Origin of the sequence: Colwellia asteriadis (assembly GCF_039523295.1) — a bacterium.
Taxonomy (GTDB): domain Bacteria; phylum Pseudomonadota; class Gammaproteobacteria; order Enterobacterales; family Alteromonadaceae; genus Colwellia; species Colwellia asteriadis.
Genome location: NZ_BAAAFA010000002.1, coordinates 282,681 through 301,417, shown reverse-complemented (window position 1 = coordinate 301,417; position 18,737 = coordinate 282,681). Strand labels below are relative to the sequence as shown.

General features: G+C 39.1%; 15 protein-coding genes. 4 read left to right on the top strand and 11 right to left on the bottom strand.

The annotated features are described in order from the left end of the window. The first annotated feature begins 58 nt into the window (after positions 1-58). Complete coding sequence (locus ABD005_RS04485; RefSeq protein WP_343815446.1) at positions 59-1,942, top strand: hypothetical protein; 1,884 nt, start codon at positions 59-61, stop codon at positions 1,940-1,942. A gap of 138 nt (positions 1,943-2,080) precedes the next feature. Here the strand turns inward: ABD005_RS04485 and ABD005_RS04480 are convergent, their stop codons facing one another. From ABD005_RS04480 to ampD, 9 genes are all read right to left on the bottom strand, one after another. Beyond that, positions 2,081-3,016, bottom strand: a complete 936-nt coding sequence (locus ABD005_RS04480; protein WP_343815443.1) for a GGDEF domain-containing protein — start codon at positions 3,014-3,016, stop codon at positions 2,081-2,083. Positions 3,017-3,136: 120 nt separating this feature from the next. Continuing rightward, a complete protein-coding gene (locus ABD005_RS04475; RefSeq protein WP_343815441.1) occupies positions 3,137-4,051 on the bottom strand; it encodes a Gfo/Idh/MocA family protein in 915 nt (304 codons plus the stop codon). Positions 4,052-4,171: 120 nt separating this feature from the next. Further along, positions 4,172-5,167, bottom strand: a complete 996-nt coding sequence (locus ABD005_RS04470) for a catalase family peroxidase (protein ID WP_343815438.1) — start codon at positions 5,165-5,167, stop codon at positions 4,172-4,174. 209 nt (positions 5,168-5,376) lie between these two features. Continuing rightward, the gene (gene lpdA, locus ABD005_RS04465) at positions 5,377-6,810 is read right to left on the bottom strand and encodes a dihydrolipoyl dehydrogenase (RefSeq protein ID WP_215980708.1); all 1,434 of its coding nucleotides are present in this window, start codon (positions 6,808-6,810) and stop codon (positions 5,377-5,379) included. Positions 6,811-7,046: 236 nt separating this feature from the next. After that, complete coding sequence (aceF, locus tag ABD005_RS04460; protein WP_343815434.1) at positions 7,047-8,723, bottom strand: dihydrolipoyllysine-residue acetyltransferase; 1,677 nt, start codon at positions 8,721-8,723, stop codon at positions 7,047-7,049. A gap of 25 nt (positions 8,724-8,748) precedes the next feature. Further along, the gene (gene aceE / locus ABD005_RS04455; RefSeq protein WP_215980709.1) at positions 8,749-11,424 is read right to left on the bottom strand and encodes a pyruvate dehydrogenase (acetyl-transferring), homodimeric type; all 2,676 of its coding nucleotides are present in this window, start codon (positions 11,422-11,424) and stop codon (positions 8,749-8,751) included. Positions 11,425-11,571: 147 nt separating this feature from the next. After that, complete coding sequence (gene pdhR, locus ABD005_RS04450; RefSeq protein WP_343815430.1) at positions 11,572-12,381, bottom strand: pyruvate dehydrogenase complex transcriptional repressor PdhR; 810 nt, start codon at positions 12,379-12,381, stop codon at positions 11,572-11,574. Between the two features lie 393 nt (positions 12,382-12,774). Further along, positions 12,775-13,785 (bottom strand): beta-lactamase regulator AmpE, encoded by a 1,011-nt coding sequence (ampE, locus tag ABD005_RS04445; protein ID WP_343815427.1) that lies wholly within the window; start codon positions 13,783-13,785, stop codon positions 12,775-12,777. 43 nt (positions 13,786-13,828) lie between these two features. Continuing rightward, the gene (gene ampD / locus ABD005_RS04440) at positions 13,829-14,386 is read right to left on the bottom strand and encodes a 1,6-anhydro-N-acetylmuramyl-L-alanine amidase AmpD (protein ID WP_252738936.1); all 558 of its coding nucleotides are present in this window, start codon (positions 14,384-14,386) and stop codon (positions 13,829-13,831) included. 116 nt (positions 14,387-14,502) lie between these two features. On the opposite strand from ampD, the gene ABD005_RS04435 reads away from it, so the two are divergent. Both ABD005_RS04435 and nadC read left to right on the top strand, forming a co-directional pair. Further along, a complete protein-coding gene (locus tag ABD005_RS04435) occupies positions 14,503-15,024 on the top strand; it encodes a retropepsin-like aspartic protease family protein (RefSeq protein ID WP_215980713.1) in 522 nt (173 codons plus the stop codon). A gap of 14 nt (positions 15,025-15,038) precedes the next feature. Further along, positions 15,039-15,959 (top strand): carboxylating nicotinate-nucleotide diphosphorylase, encoded by a 921-nt coding sequence (nadC, locus tag ABD005_RS04430; RefSeq protein ID WP_215980714.1) that lies wholly within the window; start codon positions 15,039-15,041, stop codon positions 15,957-15,959. Between the two features lie 100 nt (positions 15,960-16,059). On the opposite strand, the gene ABD005_RS04425 is transcribed toward nadC, so the two are convergent. Next, positions 16,060-17,298: a DUF3667 domain-containing protein gene (locus ABD005_RS04425; RefSeq protein ID WP_343815421.1), complete on the bottom strand. Its 1,239-nt coding sequence runs from the start codon at positions 17,296-17,298 to the stop codon at positions 16,060-16,062. A 219-nt stretch (positions 17,299-17,517) separates the two neighbouring features. Between ABD005_RS04425 and ABD005_RS04420 the strand changes: the two genes are divergently transcribed. Beyond that, positions 17,518-18,066 (top strand): YkvA family protein, encoded by a 549-nt coding sequence (locus ABD005_RS04420; RefSeq protein WP_215980341.1) that lies wholly within the window; start codon positions 17,518-17,520, stop codon positions 18,064-18,066. A 91-nt stretch (positions 18,067-18,157) separates the two neighbouring features. On the opposite strand, the gene msrA is transcribed toward ABD005_RS04420, so the two are convergent. Next, on the bottom strand, positions 18,158-18,712 hold the full coding sequence (gene msrA, locus ABD005_RS04415; RefSeq protein WP_343815417.1) for a peptide-methionine (S)-S-oxide reductase MsrA: 555 nt from the start codon (positions 18,710-18,712) through the stop codon (positions 18,158-18,160). Positions 18,713-18,737: the final 25 nt, after the last annotated feature.

Sequence of the window (18,737 nt, the reverse complement as noted above, 5' to 3'; positions counted from 1 at the left end):
AAAGTTGAGTAAACTCTGTGATTGATAAATTAGCGCACCCTCACTACAGGAGTATTACATGGCGTTTGATTACGGCTCCATCGATTTAGGTCTTAAAAATCCTTTTAAAAAAGAAGGCTACACCACCGCCATAAGAGGCGCAATTCAAACACTACTAGGTTTATATTTATTAATAACCGCTGCTAGCTTAGTTAAAGAAGACTCGGGTACAGGTTGGATCCTAGTACTGTTTGGCTTATTTTTACTTGCAGGAGGTCTTACAGCAACAGGTAAAGGCATATACGCAACAATGCGCTACTTTGTTGGTCGTAACCATCCAACATCGCTAGCACGCAACTTCAGTAAATCTGAACTTAGCACGGCGCAAGAAGAAGCTAAGTATGTAGCTTATAAAGCCAAAACATTAGAAGAAATGTTAGTTGGCCGTAAAAATAGTACCTTTGTTGAGCCGCAAGGCTTTTTAGCAAGGTTACTACATACCTTTATTCCTAAACTACTCTTTATGCCTTATCCCATTCGCAATATGTCACAAAAACTATTTGGCGCTTGGGTACAAACTATTACGGCATTAATCTCTTACGGTTTTGTTGCTTTTGTTTCGCTGGCAGGTTTTGCTGGCGAAATAGGCGAACTCACCTTCCCTATTTATTCAACATTATTGATGCTGTATTTATTAGTAGTATGGCGTGGTGCGGGTAAACCTATCGCCAGAAGCGCAGAAAAAAACATTGACTCTTTAGGTACTGGCAACTTAGTTAAAGTCATTTCCTTATCGCTCTTATTGCCTGTTGTTATTGGCACGGTATTAACATGGATAATGTCATCAACCGAGCTAACTCATAGCGACGTTGAACTTTGGTTAGCTAATTTACCTAGCTTAAATACTGCTTTATATTTAGTGGCGTTATTTATATTAGCCACCGCCTGTACCGCTATTATTTTATTTATGGTGCGGAAAAGATTAGCCCATGCCAATCCAAAAGCAGAAGTGTCGGAGCTAAGAGAAAACTGGCAAGAATCGGTTCACCCTAATGAGATATTCATTAACTTAGACAATTTAGTTATGGCTAATCGCCGCTATAAAGAAGTGCCTAACCGTGTTTACAAAGAACTTGACCCGCAACTTGAAGAACAAGTCGATGGCAAAGGCGGCTTTAAAGGCGAGCTATTGCAAGAGATCCAACCTAAAGTTAAACCAATGGACCTTGGTGAGAGTTTCGACAAAGCACGCCTAGTTAGTTTAATTAGCGGTAATGCGCTCTTTATTTTAGCCGTTATTGTTACCTTTTCTTTGGCGTATTCAATTGTCGATATTTATCAGTTTGTTAAAGCCTCTGCAGTAAGCTCTACCAAAGAATTATTTGATGACGCATTATTTGCTGACTTTTCATCGTTATTAATGGCTGCTTTCCAATTGTTTTTAATCGGCTACTTAATTAAATCGTTTGCCTTATTACTGACTAATGTGGCGCATTTATTTTTTGCTGAAATTCAATTCGAATCTTTATTAGTTTATTTCAAGTGCGAAGGAACATTTACGGAGTCTAAAATTGCGACAGGTACCGGCATTCATGACAGTACTCGTTCTGAAAACACGTTAGTAAGAAGCAGTATCACACCATGGATTATTACTTCGCGTGTTGTTTCAACAACCTTTGCCGATACTGGTATGAAAAACTTAGAGCACCCAAGAACTATTCTTGAAATGCATAAAAATGATGATGAGTTACAAGCCATTAAAGGCGATGTCATTGCATTCTTAAAAGATAGAGAGTCTATTGCGTCCATTACCAGCGCACGTGACTTAGGCAATGCTTCACAGATTCACCAGCTTAACCAGCAAACTCGTGCAATGCCAAGCCAAGATAAAATTGCACAAGATGATGAGGCTGCTGGCTACTTACGCCAAGAAGAAGATAGAACTGAGGACAATAAACCTTAACCAAAAACCTCTTTTTACCTGAGCTTCAACCTGTACTTTGACCTGAGCCTCGCTTAGCATCATTACAAAGGTACTTAGCTAAGATGCCGCTCTTTTGAGCGGCATTTTTTATAAATTCAATCGATAACACTTTTATTATTAGCCATTCGCTATTTTATGATTTGGGTTAGGTGTACCGGTTTTCTGTTCCGCAGCAGCAAACTCGGCTTCATTATAAACAATAACGCGATTCCTTCCCTGAGATTTAGCTTGGTATAGCGCTTTATCTGCGCAAGCGACTTCCAATTCTACATTACAATTAACATTCACACTATGTAAGCCAATACTCATGGTGCAATGTATTTTCTCACCTTTATAATCAAAAGATAATGCTTCGACATGCCGACGTAGCTGTTCCGCAATATTAAGTGCTTTATCTTGTGTAATGTCGTTCACATAAAGTAAAAACTCTTCTCCACCCCAACGAGCTAAAATATCATACTCACGGGTACTGTTACGTAATGATATTGCTGTATCTGCAAGCACCGTATCCCCTAGAGCATGACCATAGTTATCATTAACCCCTTTAAAATGGTCAATATCCATTAACAAAAAAGCCCCTTGAGTATTTTCAAATACCTGAGAGTTACTTAACATTCGCTCAAAGAAAGCACGTCGATTTAATAAACCCGTTAAGTGATCAGTCTGCGCTGCAATTTTTAGCTCTTTAATCAATAGACGATGCCTGGAAATTAGAGAGTGAATACCAATAAACAATAGAATAAACCCAACCGCTTTCACCACCTCGGCGATATTTAAATAGCCTAAAGGCTTTTCAAGGAAAAATTCTTCTAACGCGTCGAAATATGAAGAGAAATAATAAAGTCCCGAACCCAATAGTAACAACCAATAGATCCTAGGTGATGATTTTAACTGCTCAATGTAATACATCACCGCGCAGCAAGTAACAACCATAACAAGCTCTAATGCCAGTTCGACAATATCTACAGGCCATATAAAGGTATGCATCAACCCCTTATACACAACAATCAACAATGACAATATTATGATGCCATGCTGCGCTTTATACATCATAAGACTCCTTAAGCTAATGAGTAAGGCACCTGAAATGCGATACATTATTACGATCTAACTTTATTAAGAGTAGCAATCATTTAACTTAAAAAAAGTATTCTGAAGAAGTTTCTCAAACTTTCAGATTGCCGCTACTAACTTTTCGCAAAGTTGGTGGCTAATTAATATTGCCTGTAAACCCGTTAAGTTGGCTTGTTCACTTTTTACCTCGGCTAACCACTCTTCAATCATGCCATTAAAGCCTCGTTGGTATAAGTGACTTTGCCAGTCATTAAAGCCAAGTGGTGTCATTACACCTGCTTTGAAGTGATACCCCGATGTTAAGCTGTTAATTTGCGTTGTTTCATCTGCCGAAAAAGCTTCAATATGCTCTTCACTAACTCCGCTCAAACGGTTCATTGAACCTTCAAAAAAACCTGCTTGATGGGTAAAAGATAAGTGAATTCTTGTTAGTAATTTATCTTGCATATTGACATTAATGGTTAAATTTTTTACTTGATCAATGTCTGTGCATTTAGCCAAAAATAATAGACTATCAACAACATGGATAAAGTCATTAAAAATAAAGTCTCTCGCTAATGCAGGTAAATTAACGCGATTTTTTTGCCATATAACATGCTGTAAATTGCGCGGGGTTAATGCAGCCACTAACGGCGCTTTACGACGGTTAAAGCCGACATATAAAGGGGCATTATTAGCTTTTGCTAGCTCAATTAGCACTTGGCACTCTGCAAAAGATAAGCTCAATGGTTTATCAACAAAGGTTGCTATTCCCGCTGACAAGCTTTGTTTAGCAATGGCAAAGTGGCTCTCTGTTGCACTATGGATCATAATCGCATCAGGTTTACTGGCAATGAGCTCCGCTAACGTTTGATAGGCTTCATTAATACGATACTTATCTTGAAGTTCATTAAGTACCGTTAAATTTCGACTACATAATATCGGCTCTACTTCTGGGTTATTTGCAACGATAGGTAAATAGGCTTTTTTGGCTATATCGCCTAAGCCAAGTAAGGCTATTCTTAATTTAGTCATTAATATCCTTATTGAGTGTATTGCTGTATAAGCATAAGATCATTCAAGATTATGTTAACAATGGCACACGCTTATACAAAACCTAAAAAATCGAGCCAACCCCCTTGCTAATTTATCAATTTATTGACCACTCAATCTTTTACCAAAAGAGATCGCATACGCTGGTGAGCGCATTTTTAATACTGGGTCTTCACTTGGTATAAAACCTGCTGAAATCATATTAGGATCAAAGTTTGTATTTTTGCATGTATCACCACCACTCGCTTTAATAGTCACTGTACCCAGTTCGACTTGAGGGCGCTCACTGGGCCATTGTTGTGATGGATCAATATCACTATCTTTAGCTTCTCCTAAAGTGGCCATAATAGTAAAGCGAATAGTTTCCTCTTTAAGTTGTTGAGCAAATGTATCAGCTAAAAACATAGCTGGCATTTGAGATGCGGCTACTTTATCTAAGGTTTTTACACCTAGACTTGGCTCAACATGCCAGCGAAACTTAATTCGTTGTTCACCAGGTTGTTGAAAGTAAAAGGTATGAAGGCCAAAAAACTGAGTATTGGCGTATGATGCGGCTGTTTTAGCGGTTTTATTCCACATAGCATTAGCTTGTACACTTGGGTTATTCTGAATATACGCCAATGTTCTAGCAGGATCACGTTTTCCATTTACATCAGGCAGTAAAGTCGATAAAAAACCATAGAAAGTTTCTGGGTCCTTGCCTGCAAATACTGGAAAGTTATTGCCAGTAAAAGTATGAAAAGAGCCATTAGGAAGTTTAATTTTTATCCCCATTCCACGCGCCCCTGGTGCTCTTTCATCACCTTTAGGGTTAGCACCACCTAATGAAAAGCGCATAGTTACAGGGAGTTCACCGTTCGATAACAACGCGGCTCCTGAAAAGTAATCGCTGTTCGATGGCATAAAGGTTCCTGAGGCACACAAACCGCTAGCATGCGCTTTTCTATACCCGGGGTGTTTCCCCCCCATTTTTTCGAATAGCTCAACAAAATCAAGTGCCTGAATATCTTCTTTATTTTCTCCCACATTTGCATTTACAGTGATAGACGCCAATAGCACAGAAGCAGCGAAGCCGGAAGTTATGATATTATTTTTCATTGTTATGCTTGATCTTTATGTTGATTTAAAAGTTAAGTACGAATAGTTTAACTCAAAAGATCAATTATTTAGCACAAAAAATTTTGTAATAAAAAGCCAGCGACTTTTGCAAGTGGCTGGCTTTTTATGGCGCTTAATTCAAGTGTGAATTAAGCGCCTTTAAATAATCGGAGTAATAAAGCTAGGGCTATTGCCCTAGCTATTTGTTATTACTTCTTTTTCTTTACTGCTTTAGCATTAGGTAAATCAGTGATTGAACCTTCAAAGATTTCAGCTGCTAAACCAATTGATTCGTTTAACGTTGGGTGAGCATGAATTGTTAAACCAATGTCTTCTGCATCAGCGCCCATTTCAACCGCTAAACAGATTTCACCAAGCATTTCGCCAGCATTAATACCAACAATTGCACCACCTAAGATACGACCTGAATCTTTTTCAAAGATTAATTTGGTTTTACCTTCAGTACGAGCAGAAGCGATAGCACGACCAGATGCCGCCCATGGGAAGTTAGCTGTTTCAATGTTTAAGCCTTGCTCTTTTGCCTCGCTTTCAGTAACACCAACCCATGCCATTTCAGGATCTGTGTAGGCAATTGAAGGGATACAACGAGGCTCAAACGTGTGCTTCTTACCTGAGATAACTTCAGCAGCACAATGTGCTTCATGAACCGCTTTATGTGCAAGCATAGGTTGGCCAACAACATCACCAATAGCGAAGATGTGTGGTACGTTAGTACGAAGTTCGTTAGTTACGTTAATGAAGCCACGCTCATCAACGTTAACGCCAGCTTTATCAGCAGCTACTAAGTGACCGTTTGGCTTACGACCAACAGCAACTAAAATTTTGTCGTAACGTACTTGCTCTGCTGGTGCATTTTTACCTTCAAAAGTAACGTATAAACCGTCATCTTTTGCATCAACTGCCACAACTTTAGTAGACAACATAATGTTGAATTTTTTCTTGTTGTAGTTAGTGTAAATTTTAACAATGTCTTTATCTGCCGCAGGTACTAATTGGTCAGCAAATTCAACAACTGATACGTTTGAACCTAATGCTGAGTAAACTGTACCCATTTCTAAGCCGATAATACCGCCACCAAGTACTAGCATTTCTTCAGGAACATCTTTAAGTTCTAAAGCGCCAGTAGAGTCAATAACACGTGGGTCATCGTTAGGGATAAATGGTAGGTCAATTACTGAAGAGCCCGCAGCGATAATTGCATTATCAAAAGTAATCGTGCTTTTCTCGCCGTCGTTACCTTCAACTTCAATGGTTTTATCTGATGTAAATTTACCGTAGCCGTAAACAGTTTTTACTTTACGCGCTTTAGACATGCCGCCTAAACCACCAGTAAGTTGACCAATTACGCTTTCTTTCCAACCACGAATTTTATCTAAATCGATTTCTGGCTTACCAAAAGTAACACCGTGAGATGCCATTTCAGCTGCATCATCAATTACTTTAGCAACGTGAAGTAATGCTTTTGATGGGATACAACCCACGTTTAAACAAACACCACCTAAAGTTTCACGGCTTTCAACTAATACTACGTCTAAACCTAAATCTGCTGCGCGAAACGCCGCTGAATAACCACCAGGGCCTGCACCTAATACTACTACTTGAGTTTTAATATCGTTACTCATGCTTATCCTCACTAATTAGTTAAGAAAAATTCAATACGTTGTTCTTGTGCATAATTGCTACGGCGAAAGTACTCATTGATACCTTTAGACAAGGTCGTCAACTCCGTGCATTCTTCTTGCTATTATTCCAAGCTACTTTGTCTTGAATTCTTCTTGAGTATTTCTATTTTTGTATTTGATGGCGAAATTCTACGCTTATGCGTTGAATTTCGCCAATATTAATTGTCTTTTATCGACTAAAGTACCAATTTACGAATGTCAGACATAACACCAGCTAAGTGCACAGTAAAGCGCGCCGCTAATGCACCGTCAATAACACGGTGATCATATGACATTGATAAAGGAAGCATTAACTTAGGCTCAAAGTCTTTACCATTCCACTTAGGCTTCATTTCAGACTTAGATACACCTAAAATTGCCACTTCTGGCGCGTTAACGATTGGCGTAAATGCCGTACCGCCAATACCACCTAAACTAGAAATAGTAAAACAACCACCTTGCATATCAGCCGCTTTTAACTTGCCTTCACGTGCTTTAATACTAATTTCAAGTAATTCACGTGATAACTGGTGAATACCTTTTTGATCAACATCGCGCACTACGGGTACAACTAAACCGTTTGGCGTATCAACCGCAACACCAATGTGGATGTATTTTTTCAGTATTAAACTTTCACCGTCTTCACTCAAGCTTGAGTTAAACGTTGGGAAAGCACGTAATGCATCAGCCGCTGCTTTTAAAATAAACACTAATGGCGTAATTTTAAAACCAAGCTTTTGCTTTTCACATACAACGTTTTGTTCTTTACGGAACGCTTCAACGTTAGTGATATCTGCTTCATCAAATTGCGTAACGTGTGGAATTGTTACCCAGTTACGATGTAAGAATGGACCCGAAATCTTTTGAATACGTGATAATGGCTTAGTTTCAATTTCACCAAATTTAGAGAAATCAATAGCTTTAGCGCTAACTACTTGTAAACCACCCTCACCGCTAGCTACTGAGCTACCAGCATTAGCTTTTGGACGAGAAAGTTCATATTTAACATATGACTGTACGTCTTCTTTTAAGATACGACCTTTACGACCAGTGCCCTTAACAAGCGTTAAATCAACACCAAATTCACGCGCTAAACGACGAATTGAAGGTGAAGTATAAATTGCACCAGTATTCACACTACCCGCTTGCGGATGATGTGGTACAGGTGCCGCTTTTGGCGCTGCTGCAGGTGCTGGAGCAACAACCGCTGCTGGGGCAGGGGCAGGATCTGCTTCAACAGCTGGTGCGGCAACAGGCGCTGCACCACCAGATGTTTCAAGCTTAATGACTAACGAGCCTTGTTTTACTTTGTCGCCATTACTGATAAAGACTTCTTTAACGGTACCTGCATGCGTTGAAGGTACGTCCATAGTCGCTTTATCAGTTTCTAAAGTGATTAAGCCATCTTCTTCTTCAATAACATCGCCAACGCTAACTAATACGTCGATAACGTCAACTTCGCCATCTTCACCAATATCTGGTACCGCAATATCAATAACTTCTGATGCTGCACCTGCTGCTGGCGCAGCTTCAGCAGCAGGTGCTGGTGTTTCAGCTACCGGTGCGGCTGGCGCAGGCGTTTCAACAGCGGGTGCTGCAGGCGCTTCTTCAGCAGCAGATGAATCTGCTGCTTTCGTTTCTGCGCTCTTCATTTCAGCAATAATATCGCCTTCTTTGATTTTATCGCCAACACTTACCGCTAAGCTAATCAGCTCACCAGCAAATGGCGCTGGAATATCCATTGACGCTTTGTCAGTTTCAACGGTTACAATTCCTTCATCAGCTTCTAATGTGTCACCCACGGCAACACAAATCTCGATAATTTCTACTTCATCGCCACCTACATCAGGGACTAGAACTTTTTCAATAGACATTATATTTTCCTTCTCTAGTCAATAATTAAGCGTAAAGTGGGTTAAGCTTTTCAGTGTCAATGTTGAAGCGTTTAATTGCTTCTGTTACGACTGAACGTTCAACATCACCACGGTTTGCTAGCTCGTACAACGAAGCAACAACAACGTATGCCGCATTTACTTCAAAATGAGTACGTAAGTTAGCACGGCTATCACTACGACCAAAACCATCAGTACCTAAACAACGGTATTCAGTGTCAATAAAAGCACGTACTTGGTCTGAATAGTTTTTAATGTAGTCAGTCGCTGCAATCGCAGGGCCTGCTTCTTTAGTAATAACTTTTGCAATGTATGGTACACGCTGCTCACTTTCTGGGTGAAGCATATTCCAACGCGTTACATCTTGCCCATCACGACCTAATTCGTTGAATGAGGTTACTGAGTAAACGTCACTTGATACGTTGTAATCATCAGCTAGTATTTGTGCTGCTTCACGTACTTTCTCTAAAATAGTACCTGAGCCTAATAACTGAACATTCGCAACGGCTTTTTTAGGAGCAACTTGTTCAAGTTGGTAAATACCTTTAATGATTTCTTCTTCAACGTTTTTATTTTCTGGAAACGCTGGGTGTTGATAGTTTTCATTCATTAGCGTTAAGTAGAAGAAGATGTTTTCATTTTCTTCGTACATGCGGCGTAAACCTTCACGAACGATTACTGCAATCTCATAGCCGTAAGTTGGGTCATAAGTTACACAGTTAGGAATTAAACCTGCTTGCACATGCGAGTGACCATCTTGATGTTGTAAACCTTCACCATTAAGTGTTGTTCTACCTGCTGTAGCACCTAATAAGAAGCCACGTGCTTGGCTATCGCCCGCTGCCCATGCTAAATCACCCACACGTTGGAAACCAAACATTGAGTAGTAAATATAGAACGGAATAGTCGTTGCGTTACATGTAGAGTAAGACGTACCTGCAGCAACCCAAGATGCCATAGCACCTAGCTCGTTAATGCCTTCTTGTAATACTTGACCTTTTTTATCTTCACGGTAGTAAGCTACTTGGTCAGCATCTTGAGGAACATATTTTTGTCCTTCGTTTGCATAAATACCAACTTGACGGAATAAACCTTCCATACCAAAGGTACGTGCTTCATCAGGAATAATTGGTACGATACGCTTACCAATTTTTTTATCTTTCAATAAGCTGTTAAGTACACGAACAAAAGTCATTGTTGATGATACTTCACGATCACCTGAGCCTTTTAAGATTGGATCGAAGATTTTAAGTGCTGGGATTTCAAGTTGCTCTTCGGCTTGTTCACGACGTGCTGGTAAAGAACCACCAAGCGCTTCACGACGCGCTTTCATGTACTGGTATTCTTCGCTGTCTTCAGGGAACTTGTAGAAAGGTAAATCAGCAATATCTTCGTCTTTTACTGGAATATTAAAACGATCGCGGTAATGTTTAATTGCTTCAACGTCCATTTTCTTAACGTTATGGGCAATGTTTAATGCTTCACCTGATGCGCCTAAACCAAAACCTTTAACCGTTTTCGCTAAGATAACTGTTGGACGGCCTTTAGTTTTCATTGCTTTATCGTAAGCAGCGTAAACTTTTACTGGATCATGACCACCACGGTTTAAACGCCAGATATCTTCATCTGACATGTTAGCAACCATTGCAGCTGTTTCTGGGTATTTGTTAAAGAAGTTTTCGCGCGTGTACTTACCACCTTTCGCTTTACAGTTTTGGTATTCGCCATCAACTGTTTCGTTCATTAACTGTAATAACTTACCTGAAGTATCACGTGCTAATAAAGCATCCCAGTATGAACCCCAAATAACTTTGTTTACTTCCCAGCCAGCGCCACGGAATGTACCTTCAAGCTCTTGAATAATTTTGCCGTTACCACGTACTGGGCCATCTAAACGCTGAAGGTTACAGTTAATGATAAAGGTTAAGTTATCTAAGCCTTCACGTGATGCTAAACCAATAGCACCTAATGATTCTGGCTCATCACACTCACCATCGCCTAAAAAGGCGTAAACACGTTGGCCAGAACAATCTTTAATGCCACGGTCTGTTAAATACTTTAAGAAACGAGCAGTGTAAATAGCTTGCAATGGACCTAAGCCCATAGAAACCGTTGGGAACTGCCAAAAATCTTTCATTAAATGAGGATGCGGGTAAGAAGATAAACCTTTACCATCACACTCTTGACGGAAGTTGTTCATTTGATCTTCAGTTAAACGACCTTCCATGAAAGCACGTGCATAAATACCAGGAGAAATATGACCTTGAGCGAAAATAAAATCGCCGCCATTTTCTGGTGTTGCTGCTTTAAAGAAGTGGTTAAAACCTACATCGTATAATGTAGATGAAGACGCGAAGCTACCAATATGACCACCAAGCTCTAAATCTTTTTTAGAAGCACGTAGTACTAATACTAAAGCATTCCAACGAATAGCCGCACGAATACGAGACTCAATCGTTTGATCCGCAGGCATATGTGGCTCTTGCCCTGGTGGAATAGTATTTACATACGCAGTCGTTGCGTTAAATGGTAAATGTGTACCGCCACGGCGAGCGCGATCGATTAACGCTTCTAATAAATGATGTGCGCGCTCTGGGCCTTCATTTTCTAATACTGATTCTAATGATTCTAACCATTCTTGGGTTTCTGCTGAATCAATATCTACATTTGGCAGATCTGACATATTGTTTAGTCTCCAATAGTTTTTGTTTATAACAAACTGTTTAATTTAAAATTTTTGTAAATCTTATGAACTTAATTCTGTTTACTTTACGTAATTTTCTACTAGCAATTCTTACTAATTTTTACTGACTTCTGTTGAACTAAATCTTTACATTCGGCGCATTGAGCGTTCCATACGGCTGTTTTCTTGTGTCATTTTCAAAAGCACTTCTTCAATGAATGCTAAATGACGATGGCTTGCTCCCCACGCTTTTTGGGGTTGTCCGCTCAAAATGGCATTAAGTAAGCGCTTTCTATAATCGGTTATCTTACTAAAGATATCAGGACGCTTAGCTAATACTGTTAAATTTTGTGCGATGTTATCAACTAATAGCGTTGACATGCTGCGCGCTAGTTGCAAAATCACCGCATTGTGTGACGCAGCACAAATGGCTAAGTGAAACTCTACTACCGCTTTTGCTTCAGCGCTAAAATCATCTTCTAATTGACTCGTACCTATTTCATCATGTTTGGTTTGAATTACTTCAAAATCAGCCGCGGTGCCACGCATAGCAGCATAATATGACGCCATGCCTTCAATACCATGACGAAACTCTAACAGATCAAATTGTGATTCATTGTTATTCGACATTAATTCAAATAACGGGTCAGAAAAGCCCTGCAATAAATTTTCACAAACAAACGTGCCGCCACCTTGCTTACGAATCACCAAACCTTTCGCTTCTAGCTTTTGTATTGCTTCGCGTAATGACGGGCGTGAAACCTCAAATTGCAATGCAAGTTCACGCTCAGGTAATAGTTTTTCACCGGGCTGTAAACTACCTTCAATAATCATAGCCTCAAGCTGCGCTAAAATAATATCCGCTAATTTTTGCGGCTTAACACGGCCCTTTACTTGCACCTTATTAGATGCCAAAGCAGCTTGTGTTACGTTATTTGATGTTGCGCTCGCATTCATAAATATATTAAATCACTAAATAGGCAGTGGTAAATTGGTATTACCAATGGTTTTTGTCGGGCATTAAAATAGCAAAAGCAGCTACTTTTGACAAGTTAATTTAGTTGATGGTTGAAATATAAGCAAGTAGCTTATGAGTGGATTTTATGATCTTGATCCAAATTCAACGATAAAACGCCATAAAATATCGGGATTAACTTTTGAATGGTCTGACCAATAAAAAATACTATTTAGGTGGTGTTATGAGAATAAAAGAAAGCCTAGTAATTGCTTTATAGAGAATAACAATATAACTAATGTCAACGTTAGCTTATCGCCAGCAAAAAAGTACCGCTTGCTATATAGTTTCAGCGAAAAGCAAAAATATATAACAAGCGTCTATAGACTATAAAGCTAGGTTAAAGTGCCCATTAAGGTAAGGATAGCAATAACCGCTAAAACGAATAACGCATTACGCTTAGCTAAACGTACCAGTAAACAAGGCTCGGCTGTACAGTCACCTTCATCAACGAAAATATCTTCTGATTTTTCAGCAACATCAATTAATACTTGTTGCGTTGGCTTATTAAAATCAAAACAATTTTCTAACCACACCGGCATTGCTTTAGAGAAGTGCCCAACAAACATGTAACCAAACGACGTAATGCGCACAGGTAACCAGTCAACCCAAAACAGAATATCGTGATGATTATTACAGCCATCAGCTATACGTGGCGTAACGGTACTTTCATGCTGTTCACTCGTTGTGTCATTATGACTAGGTTCATTTTCTGTCGTAGCACTTTCTGCACTACTTACGTTAGCACTGCTCACTTCAGCATTATGTTGCTCTGCTAATGACTCTTGGCCTGCTGCTGATTCTTGTGTATTAAGACTGTCTTGGCAGTGTTTATTTTGTTGTTCGATAACACTGGTGAGTAAACGATAAAATACAGCCCCTGCAGCACCAAACACTACAAAAAATAGCGTGATAGCAACATAGTAACGATAATTTAACCAAACTAACGCTTGGCCAAAGCCCATAGCAGGTAAATTTTTATCAGTTAATAGTTGTTGATGGTGCAACGCCATGGTAGTTTCTTCGCCATTAGCTGCGGAGGTCAAGTAATTTTTATAACTTTTTCGGGTATCAGCACAACCTAAACAAACAATCAAAATAACCGTAGAAAGTGCAACATGAATTAAGCCATTATCAATTATCGATAAAAGAAAACCTATAACCACTACAGGTACTGCAATAAAAGCAACATCGGTGGCCGTAATTTTTTTAGCTATGGGTTTATCATTGTTAGTGTTTTTATCAAAAAAACGCTGGTACCACTGAAAATAATGATAAAACCCCCATCTTGACGAGGACAATGAACGCTCAAGAGCAATTGCGATTAATAAACTTATCAGACTCATTTAACACCCTATTTAAAATATATTGTTAGTGACTTTTATCGAGTCACGATAGTTGTTGGCGAAAGTAATCCCAATTAAAAGACTGTCCGGGATCGGTTTTACGGTTAGGTGCAATATCACAATGACCTACAACGTTGCTCATAATAGCAGGGAAATCATCTTGTAAACAACGCGTTAAATTTACCAATTGTTGATACTGCTCAGGGGTATAAGGAATATCATCTGTTCCCTCCAATTCAATGCCTATTGAAAAATCATTACACCGTTCACGACCATTAAACTGCGAAATACCTGCGTGCCATGCTTTATCATGAAACGAAACATACTGAATAATATTACCATCACGTTGAATTAAGCAATGTGCAGAAACCCTAACGCCCGCCAAATCAGAAAATGATGGATGTTGAGTGGTATCAAGTTTCCCTAAAAATAGATCACTAATATAGTGCTGACCAAACTGCCCTGCTGGTAACGAAATATTGTGAATAACCAACAAACTCACCTTTTCTTGATCACAACGCTTATCAAAATGAGGAGATGGCATATGCTCGGCTTGTACTAGCCAACCATTTTGCGTGAACATTTTTTGCTCCTGACTCATGTAAATACCCTATGTTCGCGATAAATTACGTTACGATTTAGCGCTTTATTGCTTAACTTAGACAACATACAATACCGCTAACTTTTTGTTTCGTTAGCAAGATAGAGTGCCTAAGTATGACTGAAGATGACCCAACAAACAAAATAGCAAAGCTCTTTGTTTGGTTTGCCTGGATAATAGCATTAGGACTATTAGTGTTCTTTTTTCAAGATACATTAGATGAGCAATACAACCCTAACAGTAAACCTGAAATGCGTTTAACCGCTAACGGAAAAGCCGAAGTCATATTAAATCAAAATAGACAAGGGCACTACGTGGCACACGGAACTATTAATGACATTCCCGTCACTTTTCTATTAGATACGGGGGCGACGCAAGTGTCTATTCCTGCACATATTGCCGATAAAATAGGGCTACAAGGCAACGGTAGTTATCGAGTACAAACCGCCAATGGCAGTGTTACGGTTTACCAAACTGACATTGCACAATTGAGCTTAGGTAACATTTTCCTTTATAATGTCGCCGCGCATATTAATCCTGGCATGAAAGCTGATGAAATACTGTTGGGCATGAGCGCCCTTAAACAGTTAGACTTTCACCAAACAGGTAAACAATTAATTTTACGGGAACCCCTGTAATAGGAAGAAAAGCAATGCTTAACCCTTTAGTAGAACAGCAAGCAGCAGTAAAGCTGAAACAAGATATCACTAAAACTGTCACTTGGGCACTTTGTGAAGATTTAGGCGCAAGTGAAACAGCCAATGCCAGTGACGACATTACTGCAATGCTGATCCCTGAAAATGAACAAGCTGTCGCTAACGTAATTACCCGTGAAGATTGTATTGTTTGTGGTGTTGCTTGGGTCAACGAAGTATTTGCTCAACTTGACGCCTCATTAGAGCATACTGGTAAGCAAGAAGCGGGCTCTTTACCGACAAAAATAACATGGTTTGTGAATGATGGTGAAGCCGTTGAAGCCAACACAACCTTATTTGAACTTGAAGGTAATGCACGCACGTTACTCACTGGTGAGCGCGTTGCGTTAAACTTCTTACAAACCTTGTCAGCAACCGCAACATTAACTAGCCAGTGCGTAAAAGAGCTAGCTAACACAAACACCAAGCTGCTTGATACTCGTAAAACATTACCAGGGTTACGTAGCGCTCAAAAATATGCCGTACTATGTGGCGGCGGCGTTAATCACCGTATTGGCTTATTTGACGCATTTTTAATTAAAGAAAATCATATCGCCGCTTGTGGCGGAATTGCCAATGCTGTCGCAACAGCTAAAGCTAACCACAGTGACAAAACCGTTGAAGTAGAAGTTGAGTCATTTGATGAGTTAGAGCAAGCACTAACAGCCGGCGCTGACATTATCATGCTTGATAACTTTACCCCTGAAATGATAGAGCAAGCAGTTATTGCCACCCGTGGTAAAGCTAAATTAGAAGTTTCTGGCAATATGACCATTGAAACCTTGCAAGAATATTCAAAAGCAGGTGTTGATTATATTTCTAGCGGTGCTTTAACTAAGCACGTACAAGCTGTTGATTTATCAATGCGTTTTAAATAAAGCGTCATTTTCACAGCTTTTAGCAAAACAAAAAAGCACTTATTAATAAGTGCTTTTTTGTTTTCACCTGAGCTCAGGTTAAATTAGCTTAGTAAAGGTATCAAATTGAAGTTAGTCCCCACACAATGGCCACAACAGTCGTCAATGCCATTAAAATAAAATAGATAGTACCGACAAAGCTATAGGTTAGCAAAGCCATTATATAACCCTGTTTATAAACTCGCTTTTGCATAACAAACAAATAAATAGGGATCCATAACAGCCAAATAAAACCAATTCCCCCTAAAGCGCTTGCTGTATAAAGTGCAATATCGCTGCCTATTTCTTCAAAATAATCGTGGGTTACATCAATTAAATCTATTGAGAGTAAACTCACAAAAATAAAGCTATGACTATGCAATGCCACAGTTAAGTGTTCCATATATAGTCGTTTAGAAAAAATAAAAACTAGTTTAAGCAGTAGCGCAAATAGCGGTAAAAGCACAAACATTAATTGTGGTAATTTTCCTAAGACCTCAGTCACTAAACGGTTAGTATCCGTTGAAAAAGTTTTCTCCGCCTTTTCACCTAATTCGTTGCCAAAATCATTTAGCTTTTTATTACTTTCAGCCGACAAAAAATCAAATGACAAACTACCATCTTGATTATTGCCAATAGTAATAGCATCACTTTTATCGCCCGCCTCTATTTTAACTCTCTCAAGTTCTAGCGTAACAAGCTGTCGTGTCGCTTTAACAAGCTTGTTATTGTCTGCAATTGAAATATCAAGGCTTAAATCTTTTAGGTAATCATTAAAGCGGAGCAAATCTGCATTTATTCTAGTAAGTTCAGTACTCTCTTTTTGAGTTAACACCGCGAGTCTTTTTTCATCAAGCTTTTCAATATGTTCAGTAACTTGAGCGATAGCGGCTTTATTATTTTTCAGTTCCATAGTGTGCTTTTCTTCTGATGAAACCGTTAGTTTTAGCGTTAAAAAGAAGACAATACTAATAAACAAATACAAGCGTATTGGTGGTACATAATGAACCCGCCTACCAGAAAAATATTCATTGGTTAGAAAACCGGGGCGGAAAATTAAAGGAAATAAAGTACGACTAGCACGAGAATCAAAACTAAAAATGTCATCGAGCAAGTGTAAAATAACCACCCAAAAATACTTTAAGGTTGAGTCAAGCGATTGTCCGCAGTTAGAACAAAAATCACCCGTGACAACTTGATGACAGTTCTCACATGACTTTTCAGTTAATGCGTTGTTATGACTCTCTTCCTCTGTTGAGGAAGCGCTCTCAGCAGCAGTAAGAGCAGTACTTTCATTTTCAGCACTATGAGGTAATGACATATTATTATTTAGACAATGTGTTCAAAAATTCACAAAAGCATATCATTATGTGAAATAAATGTTGCAATATTTTATCGCTATTTACTTTTTAAGCGTGCTCTCTCTAGTACGATCTGCTAAATTTACTGCTATCAAAATTAAGCAATAACATTAATTATTGCCATTCATCAAAATTAATTTGTTGAAGTTTTGCCCTAAAGCCAACACAGGAGAATTATAATGGCGTTTGAAGTTAAGTTTGAATTATCAGAAGCAGATCTAGATCACTTCCGCGACGTAATGCGCAAAGCACAACAAGGCGCAAAAGCATTAAGTGAAGCAACAATTATAGAGAATGCAAAAAAAATCAGCGCCAACATTAAAGATAATGTGCCTGAGTTTGTTCGTATTCGCATTCAAAAATTAGAAACCTTTGTTGCCATGATTGAAGACTCTGAATGGCAGATACCTGAAGAAGAGCGTGTAGAAGTGTTAAGTGCTCTTGCGTATTTTAGCGATCCTGAAGACTTAGTGCCTGATCATATTCCTGTTCTTGGCTTTTTAGATGACGCGATCATGATTGAGTTAGTCGCTGGTGAGTTCAGCGATGATGTAGAAGCCTTTGAAGAGTTCTGTAACTATAGAAGTCGTGAAGAAGGCCGTAAGGGTGACGCTACAGTGACTCGTGATGAATGGTTAGATGCAAAACGCCGTGAATTACATAGCCGCATGCGTAACCGTCGTAATACTCGTCGTTCAGGTCGTTCTTCATTCCGTTCGGTGTTTTAACAACGTTAAATGTTATTAGTTCAATCAACAACTGCAAAAAGGGCTGCATAATGCAGCCCTTTCTTATTTAAATCACTTTTAACAACTTTAACTACTTTAATTTTTCAACAAAAGTTTTCTTAAACTTAGCTAGCTTAGGTGAAACAACCGCCTGACAATATTGATTTTCAGGGTTATTCTTAAAATATGCTTGATGATAATCTTCAGCAGCATAAAAAGTTACCGCAGGTGAAATATTGGTTACCGTCGGCTTATCGAAGGTATTATTTTCGTTAATCTCAGCAAGAATATCTTTAGCAACGTCGACTTGCTCATCATTATGAGTAAAAATCTCAGAGCGATACTGCGTACCAACATCATTACCTTGATGGTTTAAATGTGTTGGATTGTGCAGGCTAAAGAATATTTCTAACAATTGTCGGTAGCTAATCACGGTACTGTCAAAATGTATTTGTACTACTTCAGCATGCCCAGTAGTGCCTTTACAAACTTCTTCATAAGTTGGCGTGGTAGTCTCTCCCCCCATATAACCTGAAATTGCCTTTTCAATACCTTGTATACTATTGTAAGCACCTTCAATGCACCAAAAACAGCCACCAGCTAACGTCGCCACTTGTATATTATTTTTTGCCAATTCATCTGTCATTATAAATCCTCGTTGGGAAAGCCAA

Bases quoted from the DNA above. Each gene is read 5' to 3' on its own strand.
- ABD005_RS04485 (WP_343815446.1), top strand. From the start codon at position 59: ATGGCGTTTGATTACGGCTCCATCGATTTAGGTCTTAAAAATCCTTTT.
- ABD005_RS04480 (WP_343815443.1), bottom strand. From the start codon at position 3,016: ATGATGTATAAAGCGCAGCATGGCATCATAATATTGTCATTGTTGATT.
- ABD005_RS04475 (WP_343815441.1), bottom strand. From the start codon at position 4,051: ATGACTAAATTAAGAATAGCCTTACTTGGCTTAGGCGATATAGCCAAA.
- ABD005_RS04470 (WP_343815438.1), bottom strand. From the start codon at position 5,167: ATGAAAAATAATATCATAACTTCCGGCTTCGCTGCTTCTGTGCTATTG.
- lpdA (WP_215980708.1), bottom strand. From the start codon at position 6,810: ATGAGTAACGATATTAAAACTCAAGTAGTAGTATTAGGTGCAGGCCCT.
- aceF (WP_343815434.1), bottom strand. From the start codon at position 8,723: ATGTCTATTGAAAAAGTTCTAGTCCCTGATGTAGGTGGCGATGAAGTA.
- aceE (WP_215980709.1), bottom strand. From the start codon at position 11,424: ATGTCAGATCTGCCAAATGTAGATATTGATTCAGCAGAAACCCAAGAA.
- pdhR (WP_343815430.1), bottom strand. From the start codon at position 12,381: ATGAATGCGAGCGCAACATCAAATAACGTAACACAAGCTGCTTTGGCA.
- ampE (WP_343815427.1), bottom strand. From the start codon at position 13,785: ATGAGTCTGATAAGTTTATTAATCGCAATTGCTCTTGAGCGTTCATTG.
- ampD (WP_252738936.1), bottom strand. From the start codon at position 14,386: ATGAGTCAGGAGCAAAAAATGTTCACGCAAAATGGTTGGCTAGTACAA.
- ABD005_RS04435 (WP_215980713.1), top strand. From the start codon at position 14,503: ATGACTGAAGATGACCCAACAAACAAAATAGCAAAGCTCTTTGTTTGG.
- nadC (WP_215980714.1), top strand. From the start codon at position 15,039: ATGCTTAACCCTTTAGTAGAACAGCAAGCAGCAGTAAAGCTGAAACAA.
- ABD005_RS04425 (WP_343815421.1), bottom strand. From the start codon at position 17,298: ATGTCATTACCTCATAGTGCTGAAAATGAAAGTACTGCTCTTACTGCT.
- ABD005_RS04420 (WP_215980341.1), top strand. From the start codon at position 17,518: ATGGCGTTTGAAGTTAAGTTTGAATTATCAGAAGCAGATCTAGATCAC.
- msrA (WP_343815417.1), bottom strand. From the start codon at position 18,712: ATGACAGATGAATTGGCAAAAAATAATATACAAGTGGCGACGTTAGCT.